This is a genomic window from Nocardia sp. NBC_01503, assembly GCF_036327755.1.
Taxonomy (GTDB): Bacteria; Actinomycetota; Actinomycetes; order Mycobacteriales; family Mycobacteriaceae; genus Nocardia.
Genome location: NZ_CP109596.1, coordinates 7,019,889 through 7,044,032, shown reverse-complemented (window position 1 = coordinate 7,044,032; position 24,144 = coordinate 7,019,889). Strand labels below are relative to the sequence as shown.

The window sequence follows — 24,144 nt, the reverse complement described above, 5'->3', positions numbered from 1 at the left end:
TTGACGGCAATGGTGACGCATGTTACTAATTAATTGATGGACTAACTAATAGTGAGGATTGCCGTGGACGACACCACCGTTCCGGCCGATATCGGCCCGGAAACCCTCCTCGAGGTATTCACCGTCGCCACTCGAATCAAGCTGTGCGATGAGAAGTTTCGCGCCTTGGTCCTGGCCGGACAGGTCAGCGCGCAGTACTACTCGCCCCGGGGGCAGGAGATCGTCTCGGCATCGGTCGGCGTGCTGCTGCGCCCCGACGACTATGTGGTGACCACCTATCGCGGGCTGCATGATCAACTCGCCAAAGGTGTTCCGCTGCGCGAACTCTGGGCCGAGTTCTTCGGTAAGGCCACCGGAGTGTGCAAGGGCAAGGGCGGGCCGATGCACATCACCCACCCCGACTCCGGGCTGATGGTCACCACCGGCATTGTCGGCGGCGGCCTGCCGATCGCGGCGGGGCTCGCCCTGGCCGCACAGCTGCGCGGCACCGATCAGGTGACCGTGGTGAACTTCGGCGATGGCGCAAGCAATATCGGCGCGTTCCACGAGGCGTGCAATCTCGCCGGGCTGTGGAAATTGCCGGTGGTGTTCTGCTGCCACAACAATCGCTACGCCGAGCACACCTCCTACGCGGACGGCACCAGCGTCGGCCGCATCGCCGATCGCGCCGCGGCCTACGACTTCCCCGGTGTGCGGGTGAACGGCAATGACCCGATCGAAATGCATCGCGCCGCGAAGGCGGCCATCGAGCGCGCGCGGGCCGGGGCGGGGCCGACCCTGATCGAGGCCATGACCTTCCGGTTCTACGGGCATCAGATGTCGGATCAGAACGAGTACATGAAGCCCGGTGAGCTGGCCGCCGCCCGGGCCGATGATCCGGTGCCACGGCTGCGGGAATGGCTGACCGCCAAGGGGATTGCCACCACCGCGCAGCTCGACCGGATCGAAGCCGAGGTCAAGGCCGCCGTCGAGGACGCGTACCGCTTCGCGCTGGAGAGTCCGGCGGCCGACCTCTCCGAGCTGCTCACCGATGTCTACCAGGAGGCGATGGCATGAGCGGCGTAACCGAACAAGAGCTGCTGACCCAGCCCATGCTGGGATTTCAGGCCCTGGGCAGCGCGCTCGATGACGCGCTCGGCCGCGATCCGTCGGTATTCCTGCTGGGCGAGGATATCGCCGATCCCGGCGGCGGGGTGTTCAAGGTGACCGCGGGATTGTCGACCAAGTATGGCGCGCATCGGGTTCGAGCCACACCCATCAGTGAGCAGGCGATCATGGGAGCGGCCATCGGCGCCGCGGTGGCGGGTATGCGACCGGTCGCCGAGATCATGCTGATGGACTTCCTCGCTGTGTGCCTCGACCAACTCGCCAATCACGCCGCCAAACTGCGGTACATGTCCGGCGGGCAGACCGGCGTGCCACTCACCGTGCGCTGTGCGGCCGGAGCCGGAATGCAGTTCGGCGCACAGCATTCGGAGATGCTGGAAGCCTGGCTCACCCACGTTCCCGGGCTCAAGGTGGTGGTGCCGAGCAATCCGGCCGATGCCAAGGGGCTGCTCACCGCCTGCATACTCGATCCCGATCCGTGCGTGATCGTGGAGCAGAGTCTGCTGTATTTCCTGCCGCCACAACCGGTTCCGGTCGGGCGCCATATCGTGCCGCTGGGCGTGGCCGCGACCGCGCGCCCCGGGCGCGATATCACGCTCATCTCCTACGGGCGGCAGGTGCACGATGCGTTGGCTGCCGCTCAGCTGCTGGCGGAAGAGGACATCGAGGCCGAGGTCATCGATCTGCGGTCGCTGGTGCCCCTCGATGAGCGGGCGGTGCTGGAATCCGTCGCCCGCACCCGGCACGCGGTGATCATTCATGAAGCCGTGCGCCGCAACGGTTTCGGCGCCGAATTGGCCGCCATGATCAGCGAGCACCTCTTCGACGAACTGGGCGCGCCGGTGGCCCGGGTGGCGGGGGCCGATACGCCGATCCCGTACGCCAAACATCTCGAGGACGCCTTTCTGCCCAGCCTCGACGCGGTACTGACCGCGGTGCGCGCCACGCTGGCACGTTCGCGTGCGCGCGTGGCCGGTTGAGGAGTCGGCCGTGGCATACGGTCTGGCGGCGGTGGCGCGACAGCGCCCGTCCGAAATCGCGGTTACCGACGGTGACACCGAATGGACCTGGCCGCAACTGAATTCGATGGTCGATCGGCTGGCCGGGCTGCTGCTGGCCGAGGGCATCGGCGACGGGCGGCGGGTGGCGGTAATGGCGGAGAACAGTGCGTACACCGCGCTGGCACATCTGGCCGCCACCTTCGCGGGCGCCTCCGTCGTCCCGGTGAACTTCGCGCTCACGGCCGAGGAAGTACGGCACATTCTCGTGGACGGCGCGGTGCGTACGGTGCTGTGCAGTGCGCGTACCGCGCCGATCGCGCGCGCGGCGTCCGATTCGGTGCGGGTGATCGGCTGGGGCGCAGCCGAACTCGACGGGATCGAGGCACTGGATAAGATCCTGGAGTCCCAGCCCGAGAGCGAAGTATCCGAGCTGATCGCGCCCGCGGCACCGCTGTACTACACCTCCGGCACCACCGGGGTGCCCAAGGGAGTACGGCTGCCGGAACAGATGTTCCCGGGCGGGGATTCGATGGTCGAACATGTCCGGCGCATCGCGGAATCGCCGGTTCGGTCGGCCGGGCGGCATCTGATCGTCGGGCCGATGCATCACACCGGCCCGATCGGCGGGGTGCGCGGGCTGTGCGTGGGCACCCCGCTGGTGATCCTGCGCAAATTCGACGCCGAGGAGGTACTGCGGCTCATCGACCGGCATCGGATCGAGAGCACCATGATGGTGCCGACCCATTTCGCACGTCTGCTCGCGCTGCCCGCCGCCACCCGGGCCCGCTATGACATCGGCAGTGTGACCTCGATCGTGCATACCGGGGCCGCGTGCCCGGTGCATATCAAGCGGGCCATGATCGGCTGGTTCGGACCGGTACTGCGAGAAGCGTACGGCTCCACCGAGGTCGGGACCGTGACCTTCATCGACTCGCGGGAGTGGCTGGCGCATCCGGGATCGGTCGGCCGGGCGCTACCGGGCTATGAGGTGACCGTCCGCGCCGCGGATGGCACGGTGCTACCGGCGGGGGAGCGGGGCCTGGTGTGCGTGCGCTCCACCATCGGCGCACGGCCCAGCTATCACAATGATCCGGACAAGACCCGGCACAGCTATATCGCCGAGGGCGTCTTCATGATCGGCGAGATCGGCTACCTCGACCCCGGCGGGTATCTGTTTCTGACGGACCGGGCCTCGGACATGGTGGTCAGCGGGGGTGTCAACATCTATCCGGCCGAATCCGAAGCGGTGCTGCGCACCCACCCGGGCGTGGCCGACGTCGCGGTCATCGGAATACCGCACGCGGACCTCGGCGAGCAATTGCTCGCTCTCGTCGTGTCGAGCGAAAAGGCCGCCGAGGCAACCGAACTCGTCGACTACTGCCGGAATCGACTGGCGCACTACAAATGTCCGGCCCGCGTGGAGTTCGTCGAGACCGACCTGCGCACCGGTATGGGCAAGATCGACAAGCGCCGGTTGCGCGCCGGCTATCTGACCACGCACCAGGAGGGCGCCTCCCTGCGGGAAGGAACACCGTGAGCAGCATCGAGACCGGCGCGCCAGCACTCTTCGAGTTCACCGCCGAACACGGCGAACTCCGCGCTATGCTGCGCCGCCTATTCGACCGGGTGGTCGCCGAGGCGGACGAGCGCTATTGCGGGAGCGGGTCCGGCGGTCCGACCGGGAGCGCCCCGGGCTCCCGTGCGGCGAGTATTCGATCATCCGGCTGGCGGCGCGTGGTCCACGATGCGGGCATCGGCGAACTACTCTTCGGCACGGACCAATCACTCGGCCCCGCACGCGAATCATCCGGCACCGCAATAGATATCGCCATTCTCGCGGAGGAATCCGGTGCGGCCCTGTACGGCGGCCCGCTGCTCTCCGCCGCCATGATCGCGGCGTTGCTCGAGGCGGGGCACGAGGGGTGCCCCGCCGCACCCGAGCGATCCGCCCGGACGCGGACCTCGGCGTACCCGAGCCCCGATTCCGTCGCGCGGGAGCGTGCCGTCACCCCGCCCGTCCCAGTCGCGAGGCTGTACGAACTGGCTTCGCGGCTGCGGGACGGCACCGTGAGGCCGTCCGTCGCGGCGGGCGTGCTGACGGAGCCCGCGGTGACGGACGGCCAGGCGGCGTCGAAGTTGAAATCGGGGGCGGATGCGGCCTGGCGAGGTGAGTATCCGGGGCCCGCGCGCGCGGTGTTGACGCCCACCCCGACGGCCCAGTTGGCCATGCATGCGGGGGACGCACTGATATACGGTGCGGACCAACGTCTTTCGGGTCGGGTGGAACCGATCTGGGACGCGTGCGAGGCGGCGGTGCTGGTGTGCCCCGCGCACGACCCGGCGTCAGGCGAGCGGGTCGTGGCGGTATTGTCCACCGGCGCACCTGGAATCACGGCGTCGGTGCTGGACGGACTCGATCTGTCCCGAGCGGTGGGTAGGGCCGACTGCGCCGCGGTGGCGGCCGAACTGCTGCTCACCGGTGAATTCGCGCAGCACGCACTGACCGCCATGCGGACACGGGGTGAACTGGTGCTGGCTGCCGAGTCGCTCGGGCTGGCGCAGCGGGCGCTGGACCGCACCGTCGGATATGCCCGGGGTCGTGTGCAATTCGGGCGGACGATCGGCTCTTTCCAGGCGGTCAAACATCGGCTGGCGGACCTCGTTTCGCAGGTGGAGCTGACCCGGTCGGCGGTGTACGGGGCCGCCTGGGCGCTCACCACCGCACCCGAGGAGCCCGCTACCGCGATCGATCTCGCCGTGGCCGCCGCGCTGGCGGCCGAGACCTCCGTCACCGCCGCCGAGGCGGCGGTGCAACTGCACGGCGGAATCGCCATCACCTGGGAGCACTGGGCGCATCGCGCACTGCGTCGCGCGCACACGGTGGCGGCCCTGACCGGCGGGGCGGGTCGATACCGGCGTCAGTTGGCCGAGCTACTGGATTCGCGGGAGGGCGGCCATGATCGATAGCGACTTCGCGGGCTTCCACGATCGAGCCGAACGGTGGGTGCGAGCCCAGCTGCCACCGAAGTGGTTGGCGGCCATCGAATCCGGGGATGACGGCTACCAACCCGAGCCGGACGATCCGGCCGTTCGAGAGTGGTTCGGCGCGCTCGCCGCACGCGGCTGGACGGTGCCGTACTGGCCGCGCGAGTACGGCGGCGCGGGTCTGGATCACGACCACACCGCGGTGGTGCGGGCGGTGCTCACGCGCTATCGGGCGGAGCTGCCCGGACAGTATTTCGTGCCGGTCACCCTCGTGGGTCCGGGCATCATGAACTGGGGCAGCGACGAACAGCGGGCACGGTATCTGCCGGGTATCGCGTCCGGCGCGGATATGTGGTGTCAGCTGTTCAGCGAGCCGGGTGCGGGCTCGGATCTGGCGGGACTGTCCACCCGCGCCGAACCAACCGGTGACGGGCAGTGGATTGTCCACGGCCAGAAGGTCTGGAGTTCGTTCGCGGACCGCTCACGCTATGGCCTGCTGCTGGCCCGCACCGATCCGGACCGGCCGAAGAATGCCGGTATCACCTGCTTCCTGGTGGATATGCGGTCGCCGGGAGTCACCACGCGCCCACTGCGCCAGCTCACCGGCGGCTCGCACTTCTGCGAGGTGTTCCTCGACGGCGTCGTCATTCCCGATGACGCGCGCCTCGGACCGGTGCACGAGGGGTGGCGGGTAGCCCTGTCGACGCTCAATGCCGAACGATCCGGTCTCTCCGGGGGTTCGGAGGTCAGCGGGGTCGCGCTCGCACCGGTGCTGGAACTCGCGCGCTCTTCGCAACGCTGGCGCGAGGAATCGATCCGCGACCGGCTCGCGGGCCTGTACACCACCGAGCGCGCACTCGAACTGACCAATCTCCGATTGCGGGCGCAGGCCAGGCAATCGGGCCCCGATGCCAAGGGATCCATCACCAAACTGGTGCAATCCGAACTCGCGCAGCGCATCGCCGAAATCGGTTTCGAGCTGGCGGGACCGGGCGCGGCCTACTGGGGCCAAGACGCGGTCGCACCGGCCGAGGACGCCGCGCCCATGAGCCCGCACGCGCACGCCCTGCTGGACAGTCGGCGGCTCACCATTGCCGGGGGCACCTCGGAGATCCAACGCAACATTATCGGCGAACGCGTCCTCGGCCTCGACCGCGAACCGGATCCCGATCGCGGCCGCCCGTGGCGGGAGCTGCGCCATGGCTGAACGATGCCCGATGGTGACGGTCCGGCCCTCGGGTGCCCGTTTCCCCGCGTTGCCGGGACAACCGATGATGGCGGCGGGTATGGCGGCGGGATTGCGCTGGCCCACCGTCTGCGGCGGCAAGGGCGACTGCCGGGTGTGCTTCGTCGAGGTCCTCGAACATCACGAACGCCTCTCGGTACCCGAACCCGCTGAGGCACAGGCCATTCGGGAACTCGCCGGGACCCTCGGGCGGCGGCTCGGCCCGGTCCGGTTGGCCTGCCAGGCCGCGGTGCACGGCGATGTGGTGGTGCACAAGCGCGGCGTCCGCCCCATCCACCGTCCCACTGCCGCGGAAGATCACGCTCCGCGCGCGCACACCGAAGGAGGTGACCGGATATGACCGGCAGGCCGATCGACCCGGCACTGATGGAAATCGACGCCGACGGACTCCGGTTGCTCGGATCCCGCTGCGGCGCCTGCGCCGAAATCGACTTCCCGGCCCAGCGGTCCTGCCGCCGTTGCGGCGCAACGGATACGACTATCGCGCGCCTCGGCGATCGCGGGGTGCTGTGGAGTTGGACCGTCCAGCGATTCCCGCCGCCCAGTCCGCCGTATGTGCCGCGCGGCCGCGAATTCGAACCATTCGGCGTCGGCTATGTGGAGTTGCCGGGCGAGGTGATCATCGAAACCCTGCTCACCGAATCCGGCGCCGGGCGGTTGTGGATCGGAATGCCGATGCGGCTCATCGCCTTCGATGTGCCCGCGCACTGCGGCGAGCAGGCGACGACCTTCGCTTTCACGCCCGTGGACGACGGAGCGGGGCGATGAGCGGGGCGGCGATCATCGGTATCGGGTGCACGCCGTTCGGCCGGTACCAGGACACCTCCGTGCGCCGGGAGGCGGTGCGCTCGATCCACCTCGCACTCGCCGATGCCGGGGTGAACTGGAGCGATATCGGCTATGCGGTGGGCGGCAGTATGTCCTCCGGATCGGCCGACACCCTGGTCTCGGACCTCGGCCTTACCGGGGTGCCGTTCCTGAATGTCTTCAACGGCTGTGCCACCGGCAGCAGTTCGCTCGCGACCGCGGTGCACGCGATCACCTCTGGCACAACGGATCTGGCGCTGGTGGTAGGGTTCGACTCGCATCCGCGCGGGGCCTTCGCAATCCGGCCGGAACAGCTGGGATTGGGACAGTGGTACGGCAGTACTGGTATGGCGCTGACCTCGCAGTTCTTCGCCCTCAAGATCCAGCGCTACCTGTACGAGCATGCCCTGCCCACCCGCCTGCTGACCGCCGTGGCCGCGAAGGCATTTCGCAATGGGGCGCGCAATCCCAACGCCTGGCGGCGAAAAGCGCTGACCGAAGCCGAAATCGACGCCTCCATGCTACTGAGCGATCCGCTGCGGCAGTACATGCTGTGCTCGCCCGGCGACGGGGCCTGTGCGCTGGTGCTGTGCGATGCGGACCGGGCGCGGCACTACCGTTCCGATCCGGTGTATATCGCCGGCACCACGGTGCGCACCCGTAGACCCGGATCGTTCGAGGTGCTGAGCCCCTCCCTGTCCATCCATCGCGGCCAGAGCCCGACGGTCGACGCGGCGCGCGCGGTCTTCGCACTCGCGGGCATCGCTCCCGGCGACGTGGATCTGGCCCAACTACAGGACACCGACGCCGGCGCCGAACTCATCCACATGGCCGAGACCGGGCTCTGCGCGCACGGTGCGCAGAGGGAGCTGATCGACAGCGGCGCAACCGAAATCGTGGGGGCGCTGCCGATCAACACCGACGGCGGCTGCCTCGCCAACGGGGAACCGATCGGCGCGTCGGGACTGCGTCAGATCCACGAGAACGTCCTGCAATTGCGGGGCGCGGCCGGTGACCGTCAGGTCCCGGGGCCGCCGCGAGTGGCGTTCTCCCACGTCTACGGCGCGCCCGGGCTGAGTGGCTGCACCGTGCTGACCCGATGATTCGAGAGGCCCGTCGTGAAAGTGACTGTTGATCGCGAACTCTGCGTGGGTAACGGACTGTGCGAGTCGATAGCGCCGACCCTGTTCGAGGTCGGCCACGACGGCACCGTGCGAATCCCGAACTCCGACGTACCGGCGGAGGTCGCCGACGCGGCGCGGACCGCCGTGGACTCCTGCCCGAGCCGGGCGCTGCGCCTCGCACCCTGAGCCGTTCGACGGCGAAACCCAGTGTGAACAAGGAGTATTCATTGGAAATCCGAATGCCCAAGCTCGATGTCTCCATGACCGTGGGGACCTTCCTGGGGTGGCTCGTCCCCGATGGGACCACGGTGACCGAGGGGGAGGGCCTCTATGCCGTGGCCACCGACAAGGTCGAAACCGAGATCCCCGCACCGATCGGCGGGGTGCTGCGCCATGGGGCGGCCGAGACGGACATCGACTATCCGGTCGGCGCGGTACTGGGTGAGCTCGAATAGCCGTCGGCGCCGCAACACGCTGTCCTGCAACAACGTCCGCAAGAATCCAGGAGAAACCAATGAATCTCGATCTCGAGGGCAAGCGCGCCCTCGTCACCGGTGGCAGTCGCGGTATCGGTCTCGCCATCGCCCGCACACTGCTGGCGGAGGGCGCCGCCGTGGGTATCTGCGCCCGTGGCGAAGAAGGGTTGTCGAAGGCGGCCGCGGAGCTGAGTTCGCAGGGCGGCACGGTATTTCACCGCGTCGTGGACGTGGCGGACCCGGCCGCGCTTACCGAATTCGTCGGGGCGACCGCGACGGCGCTGGGCGGACTGGACATTGTCATCGCCAATGCCTCGGCCTCGGTCAGCGAGGGGCCCGACCCGTGGCTCGACAACTTTCGCGCCGATCTGATGAGCCTGGTCACCCTGCTCGAGGCGGCCGCACCGCACCTCGAGCGCAGTGCGGCCGCGGCGGTCCTGGCCATTGCCAGCACCTCGGCGCTGGAGGCGGGCGTTCTCCCGACAGCGAACAGCTTCGGTGCGCTCAAAGCCGCGATGCTGCAGCATGTTTCGGCGCAGGCCCGCGCGCTGGGGCCGAAGGGCGTGCGGGTCAACGCGATCTCGCCCGGTCCGGTGTTCTTCGAGGGTGGGGTGTGGGACCACATCCGCGCGGGGGTCCCCGCACTCTTCGAAGGTGCGGTGGCCGCCTCCGCGCTGGGCAAATTGGCCGGCGCCGACGATATCGCCAATGCGGCGACCTTCCTGGTTTCCCCTGTCGCGGGCCACATTACCGGCGTCAACCTGGTGGTGGACGGCGGCTTCACCAACCGCTTCGACTTTTGACCGGCCGGATCGAGGCCGTCCTGGTCTGCGGTGGCAGCTGGCACGATTTCGATTACGCCAGACTGTGCCTGCTCACCGAACTCGGCGCTCACGATCGGGTCCGCACCCGCGTCTACCAGGACTACGACTGCCTCGCGGACCTGGCCGAAGCCGATCTGCTCATCACGTACACCTGCAACCGCGTGCCCTCGGCCGAACAACGCGCGGCCCTGACCGCATTCGTCGCCGGGGGTGGGCGCTGGCTCGCGCTGCACGGCACCAACTCGGCCATCGAACCCCTGGGCCCGCAACGATTCGCCACCCCACGCTCCCTCGGGGAACTGGCCGCTGTGCTGGGCAGTCAGTTCCTCGGCCATCCGCCGGTCGGACCCTACCGGGTCGAACTCACCGAGCCCGGCCATCCGCTGGTACGTGGCCTGACCCCCTTCGAAGTCACCGACGAGCTCTATATCAGTGAGCTGCATCCACCGCTGCGCGTCCTCGCGCACACCCGGTACGTCGGGGACGCACCGGGTTTCGAGGAGGGCCATACCAGCACCGACGAACCGCGCCCGGTGCTCTATCTCAAGGAGCTCGGAGCCGGAACGGTCTGCTACCTCACACTGGGACACTGCCGTGGCCGCTTCGATCTCCAGGACCTCGGCGTGGCCGATCTCGGCGTCACCGACCGGGGCAGCTGGGAGGTGACCGAGTACCGCGCCATCCTGCGCCGTTGCCTGAATTGGGCCGTGACCGGAGAGTTCTCCGACGCGGCCGAGTGAGACCATGCGCACGATATCCGGGTATCCGGATGCGGCCGGACAATCTCCGCGTCCGGTCGACTTCGATTGCGTCCCAATGTTTCGGATGCCTCTGCTGGGTAGTCGGGGTTAGAGGTGCACTCGCGCCGACCTGATCTCGACACAGAGGAGAGAGATTCACATGAGCACCCGCGATACCGCCACTCTGCTGGCGCAGTTACGCGCAGTCCGTGATCTGACCACCACCGAAATCCAGGTCGCCGAAACGCGGATCGCGCAGGCCCGCACCGACGCGGTGCACGAGGAGTTGTCCAAGAATGCCGACCAGGCCCGCTCCCGCGCCGAAGCGATTCAGTCCGCCATTCGAGAACTGGGTGGCACCCCCGAACTGATCGGCCCCTTCGTCGGACGGGCGATGGCCGCGGTCAAGGCGGTCGGCGAACAGGCACAGCCCTTCGACGAGGCGCTGCTCGGCGACCTCGCCCTGGAACATCAACTGCTCGACCGCTCCCGCTACATCAAGGCGCTGGCGACCGAGGCCCGGCACGCCGAGGTGGTGACTTTGGCGGATCGGTTGATCACCGCGCACACCGCGAACGTGAACTGGCTGACCACGGTCCTGGCCGAGGACGCCCTCGGCGGTCCGGCCGCTCTGCGCCGCACGCCATTCCAGGCCGCTACCGGAACCGTGGTCAAACTCGTCGTCATCCCGGTCACCTGGTCCGCCCACGGCCTGGACCGGGCGCTGGACGTATTCCGCACCGCTCCACCGGCATTGGGCGAGCTGCTGGCCCGGGGCGCGCACGCGGGCGATGTGGCGGTCAAGACCCTGGCCGCCTCCCGCGACGCCGCCCTCGAAACCGCCGAGCAAGTCACCCGCCGCGAAGGTGCTGACGGTACCGCCGACGCGTTGCATTCCTTCCGCGCCGCCACCGGCGTCCTCGAACCCCATGAGTTGCCCATTCGCGACTACGCCGACCTCAATGTCGCGCAGGCCGTAGCCGCGATCAAGGAACTAACCGAGCCCGCCGCCATCCGCGCGGTCCTCGCGTACGAGGAGGCGAACAACAACCGGCGCGGTGTGGTCTCGGCCGCCCAGAACCGACTCGCCGCGATCGCACAGGGCATCACCGGCCTCAACTGATGGCAGCACGACGGACCTGTTCCCCCGAATTCGGGGGAGCGGGCCCACTTTTCGCGTGATCACCAGTGGGCGAAGTCCAGCACCGTACGGAATCCCGCCGTGACACAGTCGACGAGCAGGTCGGGATCCGGGATGGCCGCGGTGTCCATATTCATTCCCACACAGCAGGTTCCGGCATGGGTGACCAGGGTGGCATTGAACGCGGTGCCGGTGGTGGGGCCGAAGGCGTAGATTCGTTCGATCTCCGCGCCCGCGACGTAGAGCGGTACCGGTGAGCCGGGGACATCGGAGGCGATGAAGTCGACGTGTTTGAACATGCCCGCGATCAGACCGACCGGCAGCCGATTGAAGGTCCCCGCAACGGCATTGGACAGCGGTATCGCCGGTTCGTGCCGCCAACCCTCCACCACCTCGTCCAGGGCGTGCATGAGATCGGCGGTGCCCGGGACATCCACCGGCACCGCGAATCGAGCCAGCGTGATGCGATTGCCTCCGATGGGATCGCCGTCCTTGCGCAGGCTGATCGGCATGGCCACGCGCAGATGCTCGACCTTCGATCCGTGTTTGGCGTGGTAGTCGCGCATACCGATCAGCAATGCGGTCAGGAAGGCGTCGTTCACCGTGCATCCGGCGCGGTGCGCGCTGGCGTGCAGGTCCTGGAACGGTACATCGAGCACCGCCACCTGTCGTGCGAGGCCGCGCTCGGTCATCAGCGGGGACAGGGTGCGGGTGATGGGCCGCGCCAGGCGCAGTAGCGATGTGGCCAGCGCGGTTCCGGCGCGCACCGCGCCGATCGGGTCGGTGGCGACCCGTCGAACCGCGGGCAGCAGTATCGAGACGCCGCCGCGCATCAACTCGCGGCCGACGGACCAGTTCCACGCCAGGATGTCGCCGAGTACACCGATCTCGGAGTATCCGGCGTCGGGGAGTTCGTCGCGTTGGGTGCCTCCGCGTGCGAAATCGACCATCTCACCGGCGATTTGGATGCCGCCGATGCCGTCGGTCAGGCTGTGGTGCACTTTGAAGACCAGCGCGCTGCGGCCATCCTCCAGCCCATCCAGCACGGTGAACTGCCATAGCGGACGCACCGGATCGAATGCGGTCATCGCCTCGGATCGCGCGAATTCCAGGACCGCCGAGAGGTTTCCGGGCGCCGGCAGGACGGCTCGCCGCACATGCATCGCCACATCGAAATTCGGGTCGGTCCGCCACCGTGGTGGCGCGAGACCGAACGGAACGGCGACCAGTCGATGCCGGAACCGCCCCACCGCGTGCGTCCCGCGTTCGATCATGCGCACCAGGCGATCCCACTCCGGTGCGCGATCCAGGATCATGACCGAAACGATCGTCGATCGGAGCGCCGGATCCTGCTCCATGCTCCACGTGAACAGATCCGACTGGGACATATGTGATTCGCGCGAGTTCATCGCCAGCTGCCTTCGAGTGCGGTGCGGTCACCGGAATCGCTGAATCACTGGACGATTCAACGCCCGATCCCTCGACGCTATCGATTCGCGCCCCGATGCCCTAGGGTCCATGGCCAACTCGAACCCTGCCGAAGGGCACTTCGGACTCCGTGATCGGATCGGGTTACCCGATATTCTTCGGGCCCGGCATCGGCGGGGCGGGTGGCGCGGCACCGGGATCGTCGAGTTCGGTGGCGAACTCGCGCAACGCGGCGATGATGCGGACCAGCGTGCGATGGGTCGTTTCGAGTTCGCTGTCGGACAGGGGTGACAGCGCGGCGCGCATTCGGGTGGCCAAGGGCATGAAGAAGGCCGCGGCGACCGCCATGCCTTGATCCGTGTAGTGGAGTTTGACGCGGCGGCGATCCGTGGCGTCGACCGCCCGCTCGAGGTGACCGGAGTCGATCATGCGCTCGACGAGATAGGTGATGGCGGCGGGGGAGACGCCGGTGAGGGTTCCCAGCCCGCCCGCGGTGAGCGGGGTGCCCTCGGCCTCCGCGGTGGCCACATGGACCAGGGCGCGGAAATCGTTGGGGCGCAGTTCATGTGAGCGGGCGAAGCTGTGCCCGATCTGCTCGGAGACCGCGGCGAGGGCGCGGACATCGCGGGCGATCTCGGTTTCGAGCCCTGGGCGTTCGGTCGCGAGCTCGGGTGGATTCGCCGGGTGGTCGGCCACTGCTCCCTCCTTCGTGGTCAGAGGTTCAGCCTAGTGCCAGCGGAGCGGATGCCCTTTGCGTGATATTTAAGAATCTGAAATAGTTGGCTCCATGAGCGTATGGGATCGCTACGCGGCCCTGGTCACCGGGCGCAGGGCATGGGCAGTTCTTCTCGCGGTTATCGCGGCGGGCGTGTTGATCATGGGTGCGGCCGGAACCGACGACAGTTCGGGGCAGGGGCCCAAGTCCTTGCCGGATTCGGCCGAGTCCGCGCGTGTCGCGGCCATGGTGAAGCGGTTCCCGGGCGGCGATACCGCCGCCGCGGTACTGGTCGCCACCCGCGCCGATGGCGGTGAGCTCACCGCACAGGATGTCGCTGCCGTGGAATCCGCGGGGGAGCGCATGCGAGCCGGTACCGGTGACCGCGCACCCGCCGTGATCGCGCCGGATCGCCGGGCGGCCTTGCTCGCTGTTCCGGTGCCCGCCTCGCTCGACGGGTTCGCGCTCTCCGATCGCGTGCAGGGGCTGCGCGCGGCGGCCGACCGGGATATGCCACCGCAGTTGGTCTTCCAGGTGACCGGCGGCCCGGCCTTCGGTGCCGATATCGCCGAATCGTTCTCCGGGGCGAACGTATTGCTGCTGGCGGTCACCGCACTGGTGGTGATGGTGCTGCTCATAGCGACCTACCGGTCGCCGGTGCTGTGGTTGCTGCCGCTGACCGTGGTGGCTCTGGCGGACCGGGTGGCCACCTCGGTCGGCACCCTGCTCTCCCATGTGACCGGGCTCGCCTTCGACGGATCCACCAGCGGGATCACCAGCGTGCTCGTCTTCGGTGCGGGCACCAACTACGCTCTGCTGCTGGTCTCGCGGTATCGCGACGAACTCCACCACCGCGAATCTCATCGAGAAGCGTTGCGCGCCGCGGTGCGCCGTGCCGCCCCTGCCATTCTGGCCAGCAATGCCACCGTGGTCATCGCGCTGCTGACGCTGCTGCTCGCGGTGCTGCCCAATACCCGCAGCCTGGGCGCGTTCGCGGCCGCCGGGCTGGTGGTGGCGCTGGTGTTCGTCCTGTTCGCGCTCCCGCCCGCGCTGGCGCTGTGCGGTCGAAAGGTGTTCTGGCCCTTCGTTCCCCGCGTGGATGAGCGGGACGAGACACGGTCCGGGGTGTGGTACGCGATCGCCGCGCGGGTGGTGCGGCGGCCGGTCCGCGTGCTGGTGCCGGTGCTCGCGGTGCTACTGCTGTGTGCGAGTGGACTGTTGGTGACCAAGGTCGGACTCGCCCAGACCGAGCAATTCCGAGTGCGTGCGGAGTCGGTGGACGGACTGGGCAGCCTGGCCGCCCACTTCCCTTCGGGCACATCGGATCCCGCGATCGTGCTGGCGAAGACCGCCGCGGCCGCCGAGGTGCAGCGGGCGCTCGACCACGCCGGAGGCGTGTCCCGTGCGAGCGCCGGGGGAGAGTCCGACGCCGGTCTGACGCGATGGGCGGTCGTGCTGGACGCACCGCCCGCCTCCGCGGGGGCCTTCGCAACCATCGAACGGCTGCGCGGGGAGCTTTCGGCGATCCCCGGATCGCAAGCCCTGGTGGGCGGTTCGGATGCGCAGGCCCTCGACACCCGAGACGCGGCCCGGCGCGATCAGGCGCTGGTCATTCCGCTCATCCTCGCGGTCATCCTGGCGGTGCTACTGGTGCTGCTGCGGGCCATCCCGGCCGCGCTGATCCTGGTCGCCGTCACCGTGATCAGTGCGCTGGCGGCCTTGGGGCTGGGCAGTCTGGCCAGTGACCATCTCTTCGGATTCCCCGCGCTGGACACCAATGTCCCGCTGTTCGGCTTCCTGTTCCTGGTCGCGCTCGGCGTGGATTACACGATCTTCCTCGTGGTCCGGGCGCGGGAGGAGGCCGAGCGGCACGGCACCGTCGACGGAATGGTGCGCGCGGTCGCCTCCACCGGCGCGGTGATCACCAGCGCCGGCGTGGTGCTGGCGGCGGTCTTCTGCGTGCTGGGAGTGCTGCCGCTGATCACCCTCACCCAGCTGGGCATCGTGGTCGGCATCGGCATTCTGCTCGATACGTTCGTCGTCCGAACCGTCGCTGTCCCAGCCTTGTTCGCCATTCTCGGTGACCGGATCTGGTGGCCCGGTCGCCGTCATATCGAAAGGAGAACACCGTGAATCGAAATCGAATGCGTACGGCCCTGGCTGCTCTCGCCGTGGCCGCGGCGAGTTGGGCTCCGGTCGCGGGAATCGGAGCCCCGGCGACCGCCCAGGCCGACCCGCCCGCGCCGATCGCCGACCTCGACCTGACCCGATATCTGGGCACCTGGTACCAATTGGCCGCGGTGCCACAGTATTTCAATCTGGTCTGCGCGAGGGATACGCGCGCGGAGTACACGCTGGATCAGCAAGGCGATGTGGCGGTGCACAATTCGTGCACGACCTGGTCCGGCGGACCGAACGATATCCGCGGCACCGCCACCGTCACCGATCCCGTGACCCGTGCGCAATTGCATGTCAGCTTTCCGGGCGTACCGACCCAGGACATGCGTTACGGCCCGACCAACTACATCGTCACCGCACTCGGCGACGACTACGCCTGGGCGCTGGTCACCGATCCGAACCGGTTGTCCGGCTTCGTACTGTCACGGACCCCGGCCCTGGACGCGGCACAATGGCGCGATATCCGCGCCGCCGTCACGGCGGCGGGTGAGGACCCCTGCTGGTATCTGACAACCCCCGCCACCGGCGGTCTCGACCGGATCGCCCCGCTGTGCGTGGCCTGAGCGAGGTGCCCCGAACCGAATTCTGACATCGCGCATATCGCCTGATCGACCGAGCCGGTACCGGCCCGGTCGATTGGTCGTGTCCGGGCGCGGTGCCGCCTGATGGCTATTGTTAAGCAATCTCGTTTCAGACTATTGACGCCGTTCATCCCGTGGCCCCCTAATGGACCGCTAGAAGCGAAACATCGTTTCGATGTGAGAAACATTAGGAGTTCCATTGCGAATCGGACGGCTTCTCGCCGCGGTAATCGCATGCACCGCAACCCTGTTCACCACCGTGTCCACACCGGATGCCGCGGCCGAGACCACGGTCACCAAGGTGGAGAACAAGGTCGATATTCGATGCGCCTTCACCACACTGCATCAGAGCAGCGCCTGGTACTTCCCCGGCGGTGATCCCAAGGGTCTGGTCTGGCTCCAGCACGGCTTCGCCAGCGCCAACGACTCGGTCGACGACACCGCGCGCAAGTTCACCGCCCAGGGTTTCCTGGTCTTCGCCCCCACCCTGCCCACCGCGAACGTCCTGGGCTGCACACTCGAAAACCTCGGCAACAACACCGATTTCCTGCACAATGTCGCCGACCTGTTCGGCAAATCCGCCGATCTCGGTGACAAGCTCGGCCGCAGCTTCACCGAGGCTCGCACCAAGGCCGGGCGCAGCACGCTGCCGCTGCCCACCTCATGGGTCTTCGCCGGGCACTCCGCGGGCGGCGAGGCGGTGCCGTACGTGGCACAGCAACTGCGCCAGGACTATCCGGACGCCTTCGCGAAGCTGCGCGGCATGGTGCTCTATGACCCGGTGAAGAGCTTCATCGGCAACAACCTCAGCAGCTCGCTCAACCACCTGGCCAACACCACGCTGCCGATCCTGGCGGTCACCGCTCCGCCCTACACCTGCAACAGGAACGGTGCGGGCACTCAGGTGCTGCTCGATCAGCTTTCGCGCCCTTTCCTGGGTGTGCGGCTGACCTCCGGCGCGCACATCGATGTCGAGGGCAGCAGTGCCCCGGCACCCGACAAAGTGGCCTGCGGCACCCCGCAGGCGAAGAATATCGAAGCGCTACAGCGCCTTTCGATCGGCTGGGCGGGTGACTTCATCTCCGGCTCGACAACCGCCGACCTCTACCCGGGCGGCGGCTACTACCAGAGTCTCATCACGGCGGGGACCGTCCAAACCCTGTCCTGACACCTGCGATTCGGACGGCCGAGTCGGGCGCTGCCCGGCTCGGCCACCGGTCGAATGATCGCGGGCGTGCGGTGCCGAAACTCCGCATCTCTCAGGACTTTGGACCCTACATCGCCGATTTTCCGATAGGCATCCTCACTTTCGCAAGGCAGCATCCATTCCTCATCCGAAGGGCAAGGTGAACGATCTGTGGTTCGCGATCTGACCCAGACGCAATTGCTGACCGAATTGGAGCCGATCGCCGAGAAGGAGGTCAACCGGCATCTGGCCATGGCCAAGGACTGGCATCCGCATGACTATGTACCGTGGGATGTGGGCGGCAATTTCGCCATGCTGGGCGGAATCGACTGGGAGCCGGAACAATCCGAACTCTCCGAGGTCGCCAGGGCCGCGATGATCACCAACCTGCTGACCGAGGACAACCTACCCTCGTACCATCGCGAGATCGCCACGAACTTCTCGCTGGACGGCGCGTGGGGTACCTGGGTCGGGCGCTGGACCGCCGAGGAGAACCGGCACAGCGTGGTCATGCGCGACTATCTCGTGGTCACCCGCGGCGTGGATCCGGTCGCGCTGGAGAACGACCGCATGACCCATATGGGCACCGGCTTCGCCGCGCCCAGCGAACTTCACGAACACGACGGCGCGGGATTCCTGCATTCGGTGGCGTATGTGTCGTTCCAGGAGCTGGCCACTCGCGTCAGCCACCGCAATACCGGCAAGGTCTGCGATGATCCCATCGCCGAGCGCATGCTGGCGCGGGTCGCCGCGGACGAGAACCTGCACATGATCTTCTATCGCAATATGTGCGCCGCCGCCCTCGACCTCGCCCCCGACCAGGCCATCGAGGCGATCGTCCGGGTGATCGAGAACTTCCGGATGCCCGGCCACTCGATGCCCAACTTCCGCCGCCACGGGGTGCTGATGGCCAAACATGGCATCTACGACCTGCGCCAGCACCTCGAAGAGGTCGTCAACCCCGTCGTCCGCGCTTGGAACCTGTTCGACCGCAACGATTTCGGCCCGCGCGGTGAATCGGCCCGGGACAGCCTCGCGGCCTTCCTGTACAACCTGGAGACCGCACAGATCCCCCGCTTCGAGGAGCAACGCGATCGAGCCCTGGCCCGCGACCGCGCCAGGGCCGAGGCATTCTCCGATCGGTAGCGACGGTGCACCCGTGATGGCCGTCGCGAAAGGGTAACCGTGCTCGTCGGCAACCCGGATATCCGCCCGGATTCTGGTTCACTGTCGGGGTGGAATTACGGCAGCTTCGATACTTCTGTGCGGTGGCCGACGAGGGGAATCTGACGCGTGCCGCGCAGGGGCTCGGGCTGCGTTCGCCCTCGTTGAGTCAGCAGATTCGCGCGCTGGAGCAGGAGTTGCGTGCGGAGCTGTTCGATCGGTCGGCCGCCGGAATGGCTTTGACCGCCGCGGGGCGGGCGCTGTTGCCCGAGGCGCGGGTGGCCTTGGCCGCGGCCGAGCGGGGAGTGCGCGCGGTCGCGGCCGCGGCGGCGGAACCGCTGCTGTCGGTGGGTATCGCGCCGGGCGCGGCCGAGGATCTGCCGACCCGTATCGTCGGCGCGGCCCGGCATGCCGGTGCGGTGGTGGAGTTCCGTGATCTGTCGTCCGCGGCGCAGCTGCCGCTGCTGCGGCGGGGTGTGCTGGACGCTGGAGTGGTGTCACTGCCGATCGAGGGTGCGGATCTGACGGTCGCCGTGGTCTCCGATGAGCCGCTGGGGGTGTTGCTTTCGGTCCGACATCGGCTCGCCGCGAACGCGTCGATCGAGTGGGCGGATCTGGTGGGCGAGCGGTTGCTGTGGTTCCGTCGCGATCTCGCACCCGGATACCACGACGAGGTGCTGCGGGTCTGCCACGAGCACGGCTGGCAGCCCGCGGTGCGGGTGTCGACCGCGCGGCGTTCGGTGACCCTGGCCGAACTCTCCGGTTCGGAGCCCTGCGTGGCATTGCGCCCCGAACGCGACGCCGATCCGACCCGTTCGCTCATGTGGCGGCCCCTGGCCTCGGACGCACCGAGACTCCGCCTGGCACTGGCCTTTCCGAGTGATACCCGTCACCTGGCGCTCGCCCAGATCGCGACGGACCTGAACCTTTAGGCGTTCGGTAACACTCGTGAGGCGCTGCCTCTTGGACGCGGGAACGGTTGCCCGCGTTTGCTTTCCATCATGTTCATCCTCGATCTGACCTACCGCGACGGCGCGCTCGAGCGGCTCGACGCCTGGCTGCCCGAACACTACGAATACATCGATCGGCAGCTGGCCGCGGGCACCTTTCTGATGACCGGCCGCAAGGTCCCCAGAACCGGCGGAGTGATCCTGGCGCGCGGTACTGACCGCGCCGCGATCGAACGCCTCATCACCGAGGACCCGTTCCACCGCGAGCGCCTGGCCGACTACACCATCACCGAGGTACAGCCCACCCGTTCCCTGATCGCCCAGATCGACGCCTGAGCCGGGGCAGTTTCAATCAGTGATTGAATCGCTGTTTGAATTGTGTTTCACTGCTTGGCATGGTCGAGAAGGTCGCCGCGGGTACCCGGGAGTTGCTGCTGACCACCGCGGAGCGGTTACTGCTGGTCGAGCCCTATGACGAGGTGTCGGTGCGCGGGATCTGCGCGGCGGCGAAGGTCAATCCGGCCGCGGTGCACTATCACTTCGGGTCGAAGGAGGCCCTGGTCGGTGCGCTGATCGAGGATCGGCTGGGTCCGCTGTGGGCCGCCGGGCTGGCCGGGGCGACCGCGGGACGGGATTCGGTGCCCGCGGTGGTCGACACCATCCTCGCGCCCTTCGTCGAGCTGGCCGCGGATCCGTTGGGCCGCTTGCATCTTCGGCTGCTGGCCCGGTTCGTCATCGGCCGGCACCTCACCACCTGGCGGGGGCAGTGGTTTCAGATGGAGTCCTGGACCGCGCTGCTGCCGGAATTGAGCACCGGTGAGGGCACACGGCGGTGGATGCTCGCCTTCGACCTGATCATCATGCGTTTCGGCAGTCCCGAGATCGAGGAGCACGGGATGTCGGCTCCCGAGTTGGCGACGCTACGGGATTTCGTGGTCGCCGGACTGACCACACCGAAGGGAACACACTAGTGAACGAGATATTCGCCCCGGTCCAACTCGGCCCGATCACCTTGCGCAACAGGGTGATCAAGGCCGCGACCTTCGAAGGCCGCACCCCCGACGCGCTGGTCACCGAGGAGCTGATCGCCTTCCATCGGGAGGTGGCCGCCGGTGGCGTCGGCATGACGACCGTGGCCTACTGCGCGGTCGCGCCGGGCGGGCGAACCGATCGGCACCAGATCTGGATGCGCCCGGAAGCCGTTGCGGGACTGCGTAAATTGACCGACGCCGTGCACGCCGAGGGTGCGGCGGTCAGCGCTCAGATCGGCCATGCCGGACCGGTCGCCAATGCCGCGTCCAATCGGCTGCCCGCGCTCTCACCCAGTCCGATGTTCAACCCGCTCGGTATGCGCGCCACCAAGGTTCCCGGCGCGAGCGAGATCCGGGATCTGGTGGCCGCGCACGCGAACGCCGCCCTGCTGGCCGAGCAGGCCGGATTCGACGCGGTGGAGATCCATTTCGGGCACAACTATCTGGTCAGCTCGTTCCTGAGCCCGCTGCTGAACCGCCGCAAGGACGGCTACGGCGGATCACCGGCCAACAGAGCCCGGCTGGCCCGCGAAATCGCCTGTGCGGTAAAGGAAGCCGTCGGCGACCGGATTGCGGTGACGGCGAAACTGAATATGGAGGACGGTATCCGCGGCGGCCTGACCGTCCCGGAATCACTACAGGTGGCCGCCTGGCTGGAGGCCGACGGAGCCCTGGACGCACTCGAATTGACCGCCGGTAGTTCACTGCTCAATCCGATGCTGCTCTTCCACGGCGACGCACCACGCCGCGCCTTCGCGAAAGTCCTTCCGGGACCGGCGCGCTGGGGCTTCCGGTTGATGGGGCGGGCCTTCCTGAAGGAGTATCCGTATCAGGAGGCGTACCTGCTGGAGCGGGCGCGTCAATTCCGTCGCGAACTCGCCATGCCGCTGATCCTGTTGGGCGGCATCACCAATCAGGACACCATGGACCTGGCCATGGCCGAGGGCTTCGACTTCGTCGCCATGGGCCGGGCACTGCTGCGTGAGCCGAATCTGCTGCACCGCATCCAATCCGACGCCGCAACCCGATCGATGTGCGTGCACTGCAACGAGTGCATGCCCACCATCTACACCGGTACCCGCTGTGTGTACCGGCCCGACCAGCCGCGTCAGCCGATCACGCTGACACTTCGCTGACCCGCACCGATCGAGGAAGAACCATGAGTAATCGCTTGACCGGTCGCGTCGCCCTGATCAGCGGCGCGGCCTCGGGTATGGGCGCCTCGCACGCCCGGGCCTTCATCGCCGAGGGTGCGGCCGTCATGATCGGCGATATCGCCGACGAGGCGGGCACCCGGCTGGCCGAGGAACTCGGTGAGCGCGCCGGCTACATCCACCTCGATGTCACCCGCTCGCAGGACTGGGAGGCCGCCGTGGCCGAAACGGTCCGGCGCTTCGGCAAACTCGACGTCCTGGTCAACAACGCGGGCATCCTGGACGGCGGCCCTATCGGTGAGTACACCGAGAAGCAGTGGCAGACAGTGATTTCCATCAATCTCACCGGACCGTTCCTGGGCCTGACCGCGGCCCGTGACGCGCTGGTGGCCGCGCGCCCGGCCTCGGTGGTGAACATCTCCTCGGCCGCCGGAATCCAGGGCGTCCCGGGTGTGCACGCGTACACCGCCTCCAAATTCGGGTTGCGTGGATTGACGAAATCGGCTGCCCTGGAACTGGCTCCGCACGGAGTGCGGGTCAACTCGGTGCATCCGGGTGGCATCCTCACCCCGATGCTCGGCGCGCCCGCGGACAGCACGCTCGATCGCGGCGCGAACACCCTGGCCCGCCTCGGATTGCCCGAGGAGGTGACCCCGCTGGTGGTCTTCCTGGCCAGCGAGGAGTCCAGCTACTGCAATGGCGCGGAATTCGTGGTGGACGGCGGAATGACCGCCGGTCGAGCCTAGACCTCGAGCTCGGCCCTGGATTACCTTGGCTCCATGGGACTTTCTGCCGCCGAGGTCTTCGATGCGCTGGGTAGGGACTACGAGGACGCGTTCGCCGGATTGACCGCGCACCGCGAGGAACTCGACTGGCTGCTCACCCAATTGCCCAGCGGAGCGAAGGTTCTCGATATCGGCTGCGGTACCGGGCGACCCACCGCCGAGGTGCTGGTGGCCGCCGGTCACCGGGTCACCGGATGCGATGTGTCGCCCGGGATGATCGAGATCGCCCGCGCGCAGGTGCCCGCTGCCAGCTTCGAGGTGGCGGATCTGCGCACGCTGTCCTACCCGGTCGGCAGCTGGAACGCGGTGACGGCCTTCTTTCCGCTGCTCCAGCTCACCAGGGCCGAAATCGATGACGCACTGGGCAAATTCGCCGAATGGCTGGCACCGGGCGGCATCTTCCTGCTCGCCACGGTGCCCGCCGATATCGAGAACCTCGATATCGAATTCATGGGCAAGCCCGTCACGGTCAGCAGCTATCCGCCCCAGGAGTTCCAGCGCCGCCTGACCGAGCTGGGTCTGGAGGTCGTGCGTCAGCGAGTGGTCGAATTCCTGCCCGATCACCCGGACGCGATAACCGAACACGACCTGTTCATCGCGGCCCGCAAGCCTTGACCCTCAGGACCGCAGCCACTCGGCCAACTCCGGCAGGTCGGTGCGCGCGACGCCGGTGAATCGGGGCGGGCGCTTCTCCAGGAACGACGAAATACCCTCGGCCAGATCGGGACTGGTGGAGGCGTGTGGAATGGACTTCCGGTCCAGGGCGAAGGCGGCCTCGGGGTCGCCGTGAGCGGTCATGGCCACCAGGGCGCGGCGGATGAGCGCGGCCGAGGTCGGGGCGATATTGACGGCCAGGTCCCGGGCCAGAGCGTATGCCGCGGGGAGTAGTTCGTCGGGGGAGTGCACGCTCGTGATCAGACCGGCGCTGAGCGCCTCCTCGACAGCGATGAGGCGACCGGTGAGCATCCACTCCTTGGCTTTGGCCAGCCCGACCAATTGCGGCAGGAACCAGGTGGACCCGCCCTCGGGAAACAGGCCGCGCCGCGCGAAGACGAACCCGAATCGAGCTCGGTCACTGGCCAATCGGAAATCCGCGGCCAGTGTCATGGAGACGCCGACACCGACGGCCGGTCCCTGGAAGGCCACGATCACCGGCTTATCGGAGTTCGTGATCGGCCGGACTACCCGGGTCGAGGGCTCATCCCACTCCGGATCGGTGATATCGCCGATCGAGGGTTCGGCGAAATCCATTCCGACACAGAAGTAGTCGCCCGCCGCCGTGAGCAGGATGACCCGCACCTCGTCGTCGCGATCGGCGGCCGTCAGCGCGGCGCCGAGCTCATCGGCCATGGTGAGGGTGAATCCGTTCCGGGCGTGCGCCCGATTCAAGGTGATGGTCGCGATCGCCTCGGCGACGGTGTAGGTGATGGTCGAATAGGTGGCCAGGCCCCCAGAATTCGAATCGTCGATGGTCATCCCGGAATCCCGTCGTTGAGCAAATGGAATCTCTAGTCTCTCAAC

The 24,144-nt window shown here is 67.7% G+C and carries 26 protein-coding genes; 23 read left to right on the top strand and 3 right to left on the bottom strand.

The genetic code is table 11. The annotated features are described in order from the left end of the window. The first annotated feature begins 63 nt into the window (after nucleotides 1–63). From OHB26_RS32285 to OHB26_RS32225, 13 genes are all read left to right on the top strand, one after another. Entirely contained in the window at nucleotides 64–1,056 is a 993-nt protein-coding gene (locus OHB26_RS32285; protein WP_330181035.1) for a thiamine pyrophosphate-dependent dehydrogenase E1 component subunit alpha, read from the top strand. Further along, nucleotides 1,053–2,087, top strand: coding sequence for an alpha-ketoacid dehydrogenase subunit beta (locus OHB26_RS32280; protein WP_330181034.1), 1,035 nt, complete (start codon nucleotides 1,053–1,055; stop codon nucleotides 2,085–2,087). The genes OHB26_RS32285 and OHB26_RS32280 overlap by 4 nt, the downstream gene beginning before the upstream one ends. 10 nt (nucleotides 2,088–2,097) lie before the next feature. Then, nucleotides 2,098–3,645, top strand: coding sequence for an AMP-binding protein (locus OHB26_RS32275; RefSeq protein WP_330181033.1), 1,548 nt, complete (start codon nucleotides 2,098–2,100; stop codon nucleotides 3,643–3,645). Further along, complete coding sequence (locus tag OHB26_RS32270) at nucleotides 3,642–5,075, top strand: acyl-CoA dehydrogenase family protein (RefSeq protein ID WP_330181032.1); 1,434 nt, start codon at nucleotides 3,642–3,644, stop codon at nucleotides 5,073–5,075. Before OHB26_RS32275 ends, OHB26_RS32270 begins: the two co-directional genes overlap by 4 nt. Beyond that, entirely contained in the window at nucleotides 5,065–6,300 is a 1,236-nt protein-coding gene (locus OHB26_RS32265) for an acyl-CoA dehydrogenase family protein (protein WP_330181031.1), read from the top strand. Before OHB26_RS32270 ends, OHB26_RS32265 begins: the two co-directional genes overlap by 11 nt. Beyond that, nucleotides 6,293–6,679: a 2Fe-2S iron-sulfur cluster-binding protein gene (locus OHB26_RS32260; RefSeq protein WP_330181030.1), complete on the top strand. Its 387-nt coding sequence runs from the start codon at nucleotides 6,293–6,295 to the stop codon at nucleotides 6,677–6,679. The genes OHB26_RS32265 and OHB26_RS32260 overlap by 8 nt, the downstream gene beginning before the upstream one ends. Beyond that, nucleotides 6,676–7,107: a Zn-ribbon domain-containing OB-fold protein gene (locus OHB26_RS32255; RefSeq protein WP_330181029.1), complete on the top strand. Its 432-nt coding sequence runs from the start codon at nucleotides 6,676–6,678 to the stop codon at nucleotides 7,105–7,107. Before OHB26_RS32260 ends, OHB26_RS32255 begins: the two co-directional genes overlap by 4 nt. Next, nucleotides 7,104–8,249, top strand: coding sequence for a thiolase family protein (locus OHB26_RS32250; RefSeq protein ID WP_330181028.1), 1,146 nt, complete (start codon nucleotides 7,104–7,106; stop codon nucleotides 8,247–8,249). The genes OHB26_RS32255 and OHB26_RS32250 overlap by 4 nt, the downstream gene beginning before the upstream one ends. Before the next feature lie 21 nt (nucleotides 8,250–8,270). Next, entirely contained in the window at nucleotides 8,271–8,456 is a 186-nt protein-coding gene (locus tag OHB26_RS32245; RefSeq protein ID WP_442942770.1) for a ferredoxin, read from the top strand. Between the two features lie 41 nt (nucleotides 8,457–8,497). Further along, nucleotides 8,498–8,725 (top strand): biotin/lipoyl-containing protein, encoded by a 228-nt coding sequence (locus OHB26_RS32240; protein WP_330181026.1) that lies wholly within the window; start codon nucleotides 8,498–8,500, stop codon nucleotides 8,723–8,725. Nucleotides 8,726–8,784: 59 nt separating this feature from the next. Next, nucleotides 8,785–9,549, top strand: coding sequence for an SDR family NAD(P)-dependent oxidoreductase (locus OHB26_RS32235; RefSeq protein ID WP_330181025.1), 765 nt, complete (start codon nucleotides 8,785–8,787; stop codon nucleotides 9,547–9,549). Continuing rightward, a complete protein-coding gene (locus OHB26_RS32230) occupies nucleotides 9,546–10,310 on the top strand; it encodes a ThuA domain-containing protein (RefSeq protein WP_330181024.1) in 765 nt (254 codons plus the stop codon). Before OHB26_RS32235 ends, OHB26_RS32230 begins: the two co-directional genes overlap by 4 nt. 160 nt (nucleotides 10,311–10,470) lie before the next feature. Then, nucleotides 10,471–11,433, top strand: a complete 963-nt coding sequence (locus OHB26_RS32225; RefSeq protein WP_330181023.1) for a ferritin-like domain-containing protein — start codon at nucleotides 10,471–10,473, stop codon at nucleotides 11,431–11,433. A 59-nt stretch (nucleotides 11,434–11,492) separates the two neighbouring features. Here OHB26_RS32225 and OHB26_RS32220 read toward each other — a convergent pair whose 3' ends face one another. Continuing rightward, the gene (locus OHB26_RS32220) at nucleotides 11,493–12,860 is read right to left on the bottom strand and encodes a wax ester/triacylglycerol synthase domain-containing protein (protein ID WP_330181022.1); all 1,368 of its coding nucleotides are present in this window, start codon (nucleotides 12,858–12,860) and stop codon (nucleotides 11,493–11,495) included. A 163-nt stretch (nucleotides 12,861–13,023) separates the two neighbouring features. Beyond that, nucleotides 13,024–13,575 carry a MarR family winged helix-turn-helix transcriptional regulator gene (locus tag OHB26_RS32215; RefSeq protein ID WP_330181021.1) on the bottom strand — a complete coding sequence of 184 codons (552 nt, stop codon included), beginning with the start codon at nucleotides 13,573–13,575 and terminating at the stop codon, nucleotides 13,024–13,026. Nucleotides 13,576–13,666: 91 nt separating this feature from the next. Here OHB26_RS32215 and OHB26_RS32210 point away from each other — a divergent pair, with 91 nt between their 5' ends. The 10 genes from OHB26_RS32210 (at nucleotide 13,667) to OHB26_RS32165 (ending at nucleotide 23,238) form a co-directional block, all read left to right on the top strand. Then, the gene (locus tag OHB26_RS32210) at nucleotides 13,667–15,727 is read left to right on the top strand and encodes an MMPL family transporter (RefSeq protein WP_330181020.1); all 2,061 of its coding nucleotides are present in this window, start codon (nucleotides 13,667–13,669) and stop codon (nucleotides 15,725–15,727) included. After that, on the top strand, nucleotides 15,724–16,335 hold the full coding sequence (locus tag OHB26_RS32205) for a lipocalin family protein (RefSeq protein WP_330181019.1): 612 nt from the start codon (nucleotides 15,724–15,726) through the stop codon (nucleotides 16,333–16,335). Before OHB26_RS32210 ends, OHB26_RS32205 begins: the two co-directional genes overlap by 4 nt. Nucleotides 16,336–16,552: 217 nt before the next feature. Further along, nucleotides 16,553–17,521 (top strand): alpha/beta hydrolase, encoded by a 969-nt coding sequence (locus OHB26_RS32200; protein WP_330181018.1) that lies wholly within the window; start codon nucleotides 16,553–16,555, stop codon nucleotides 17,519–17,521. A 189-nt stretch (nucleotides 17,522–17,710) separates the two neighbouring features. Next, nucleotides 17,711–18,685 (top strand): acyl-ACP desaturase, encoded by a 975-nt coding sequence (locus OHB26_RS32195; protein WP_330181017.1) that lies wholly within the window; start codon nucleotides 17,711–17,713, stop codon nucleotides 18,683–18,685. An 89-nt stretch (nucleotides 18,686–18,774) separates the two neighbouring features. Next, entirely contained in the window at nucleotides 18,775–19,635 is an 861-nt protein-coding gene (locus OHB26_RS32190) for a LysR family transcriptional regulator (RefSeq protein ID WP_330181016.1), read from the top strand. A gap of 69 nt (nucleotides 19,636–19,704) precedes the next feature. Next, nucleotides 19,705–19,989: a YciI family protein gene (locus tag OHB26_RS32185; protein ID WP_330181015.1), complete on the top strand. Its 285-nt coding sequence runs from the start codon at nucleotides 19,705–19,707 to the stop codon at nucleotides 19,987–19,989. Between the two features lie 59 nt (nucleotides 19,990–20,048). Beyond that, nucleotides 20,049–20,624 carry a helix-turn-helix domain-containing protein gene (locus tag OHB26_RS32180; RefSeq protein ID WP_330181014.1) on the top strand — a complete coding sequence of 192 codons (576 nt, stop codon included), beginning with the start codon at nucleotides 20,049–20,051 and terminating at the stop codon, nucleotides 20,622–20,624. Then, nucleotides 20,624–21,820 (top strand): NADH:flavin oxidoreductase, encoded by a 1,197-nt coding sequence (locus OHB26_RS32175; RefSeq protein ID WP_330181013.1) that lies wholly within the window; start codon nucleotides 20,624–20,626, stop codon nucleotides 21,818–21,820. The genes OHB26_RS32180 and OHB26_RS32175 overlap by 1 nt, the downstream gene beginning before the upstream one ends. Before the next feature lie 23 nt (nucleotides 21,821–21,843). Then, nucleotides 21,844–22,584, top strand: coding sequence for an SDR family oxidoreductase (locus OHB26_RS32170; RefSeq protein WP_330181012.1), 741 nt, complete (start codon nucleotides 21,844–21,846; stop codon nucleotides 22,582–22,584). Between the two features lie 33 nt (nucleotides 22,585–22,617). Further along, nucleotides 22,618–23,238, top strand: coding sequence for a class I SAM-dependent methyltransferase (locus OHB26_RS32165; RefSeq protein ID WP_330181011.1), 621 nt, complete (start codon nucleotides 22,618–22,620; stop codon nucleotides 23,236–23,238). A 3-nt stretch (nucleotides 23,239–23,241) separates the two neighbouring features. Here OHB26_RS32165 and OHB26_RS32160 read toward each other — a convergent pair whose 3' ends face one another. Then, nucleotides 23,242–24,099 carry an enoyl-CoA hydratase-related protein gene (locus OHB26_RS32160; protein WP_330181010.1) on the bottom strand — a complete coding sequence of 286 codons (858 nt, stop codon included), beginning with the start codon at nucleotides 24,097–24,099 and terminating at the stop codon, nucleotides 23,242–23,244. Nucleotides 24,100–24,144: the final 45 nt, after the last annotated feature.

Bases quoted from the DNA above. Each gene is read 5' to 3' on its own strand.
- OHB26_RS32280 (WP_330181034.1), top strand. From the start codon at position 1,053: ATGAGCGGCGTAACCGAACAAGAGCTGCTGACCCAGCCCATGCTGGGA.
- OHB26_RS32265 (WP_330181031.1), top strand. From the start codon at position 5,065: ATGATCGATAGCGACTTCGCGGGCTTCCACGATCGAGCCGAACGGTGG.
- OHB26_RS32260 (WP_330181030.1), top strand. From the start codon at position 6,293: ATGGCTGAACGATGCCCGATGGTGACGGTCCGGCCCTCGGGTGCCCGT.
- OHB26_RS32255 (WP_330181029.1), top strand. From the start codon at position 6,676: ATGACCGGCAGGCCGATCGACCCGGCACTGATGGAAATCGACGCCGAC.
- OHB26_RS32250 (WP_330181028.1), top strand. From the start codon at position 7,104: ATGAGCGGGGCGGCGATCATCGGTATCGGGTGCACGCCGTTCGGCCGG.
- OHB26_RS32235 (WP_330181025.1), top strand. From the start codon at position 8,785: ATGAATCTCGATCTCGAGGGCAAGCGCGCCCTCGTCACCGGTGGCAGT.
- OHB26_RS32225 (WP_330181023.1), top strand. From the start codon at position 10,471: ATGAGCACCCGCGATACCGCCACTCTGCTGGCGCAGTTACGCGCAGTC.
- OHB26_RS32220 (WP_330181022.1), bottom strand. From the start codon at position 12,860: ATGAACTCGCGCGAATCACATATGTCCCAGTCGGATCTGTTCACGTGG.
- OHB26_RS32210 (WP_330181020.1), top strand. From the start codon at position 13,667: ATGAGCGTATGGGATCGCTACGCGGCCCTGGTCACCGGGCGCAGGGCA.
- OHB26_RS32185 (WP_330181015.1), top strand. From the start codon at position 19,705: ATGTTCATCCTCGATCTGACCTACCGCGACGGCGCGCTCGAGCGGCTC.
- OHB26_RS32180 (WP_330181014.1), top strand. From the start codon at position 20,049: ATGGTCGAGAAGGTCGCCGCGGGTACCCGGGAGTTGCTGCTGACCACC.
- OHB26_RS32170 (WP_330181012.1), top strand. From the start codon at position 21,844: ATGAGTAATCGCTTGACCGGTCGCGTCGCCCTGATCAGCGGCGCGGCC.
- OHB26_RS32165 (WP_330181011.1), top strand. From the start codon at position 22,618: ATGGGACTTTCTGCCGCCGAGGTCTTCGATGCGCTGGGTAGGGACTAC.
- OHB26_RS32160 (WP_330181010.1), bottom strand. From the start codon at position 24,099: ATGACCATCGACGATTCGAATTCTGGGGGCCTGGCCACCTATTCGACC.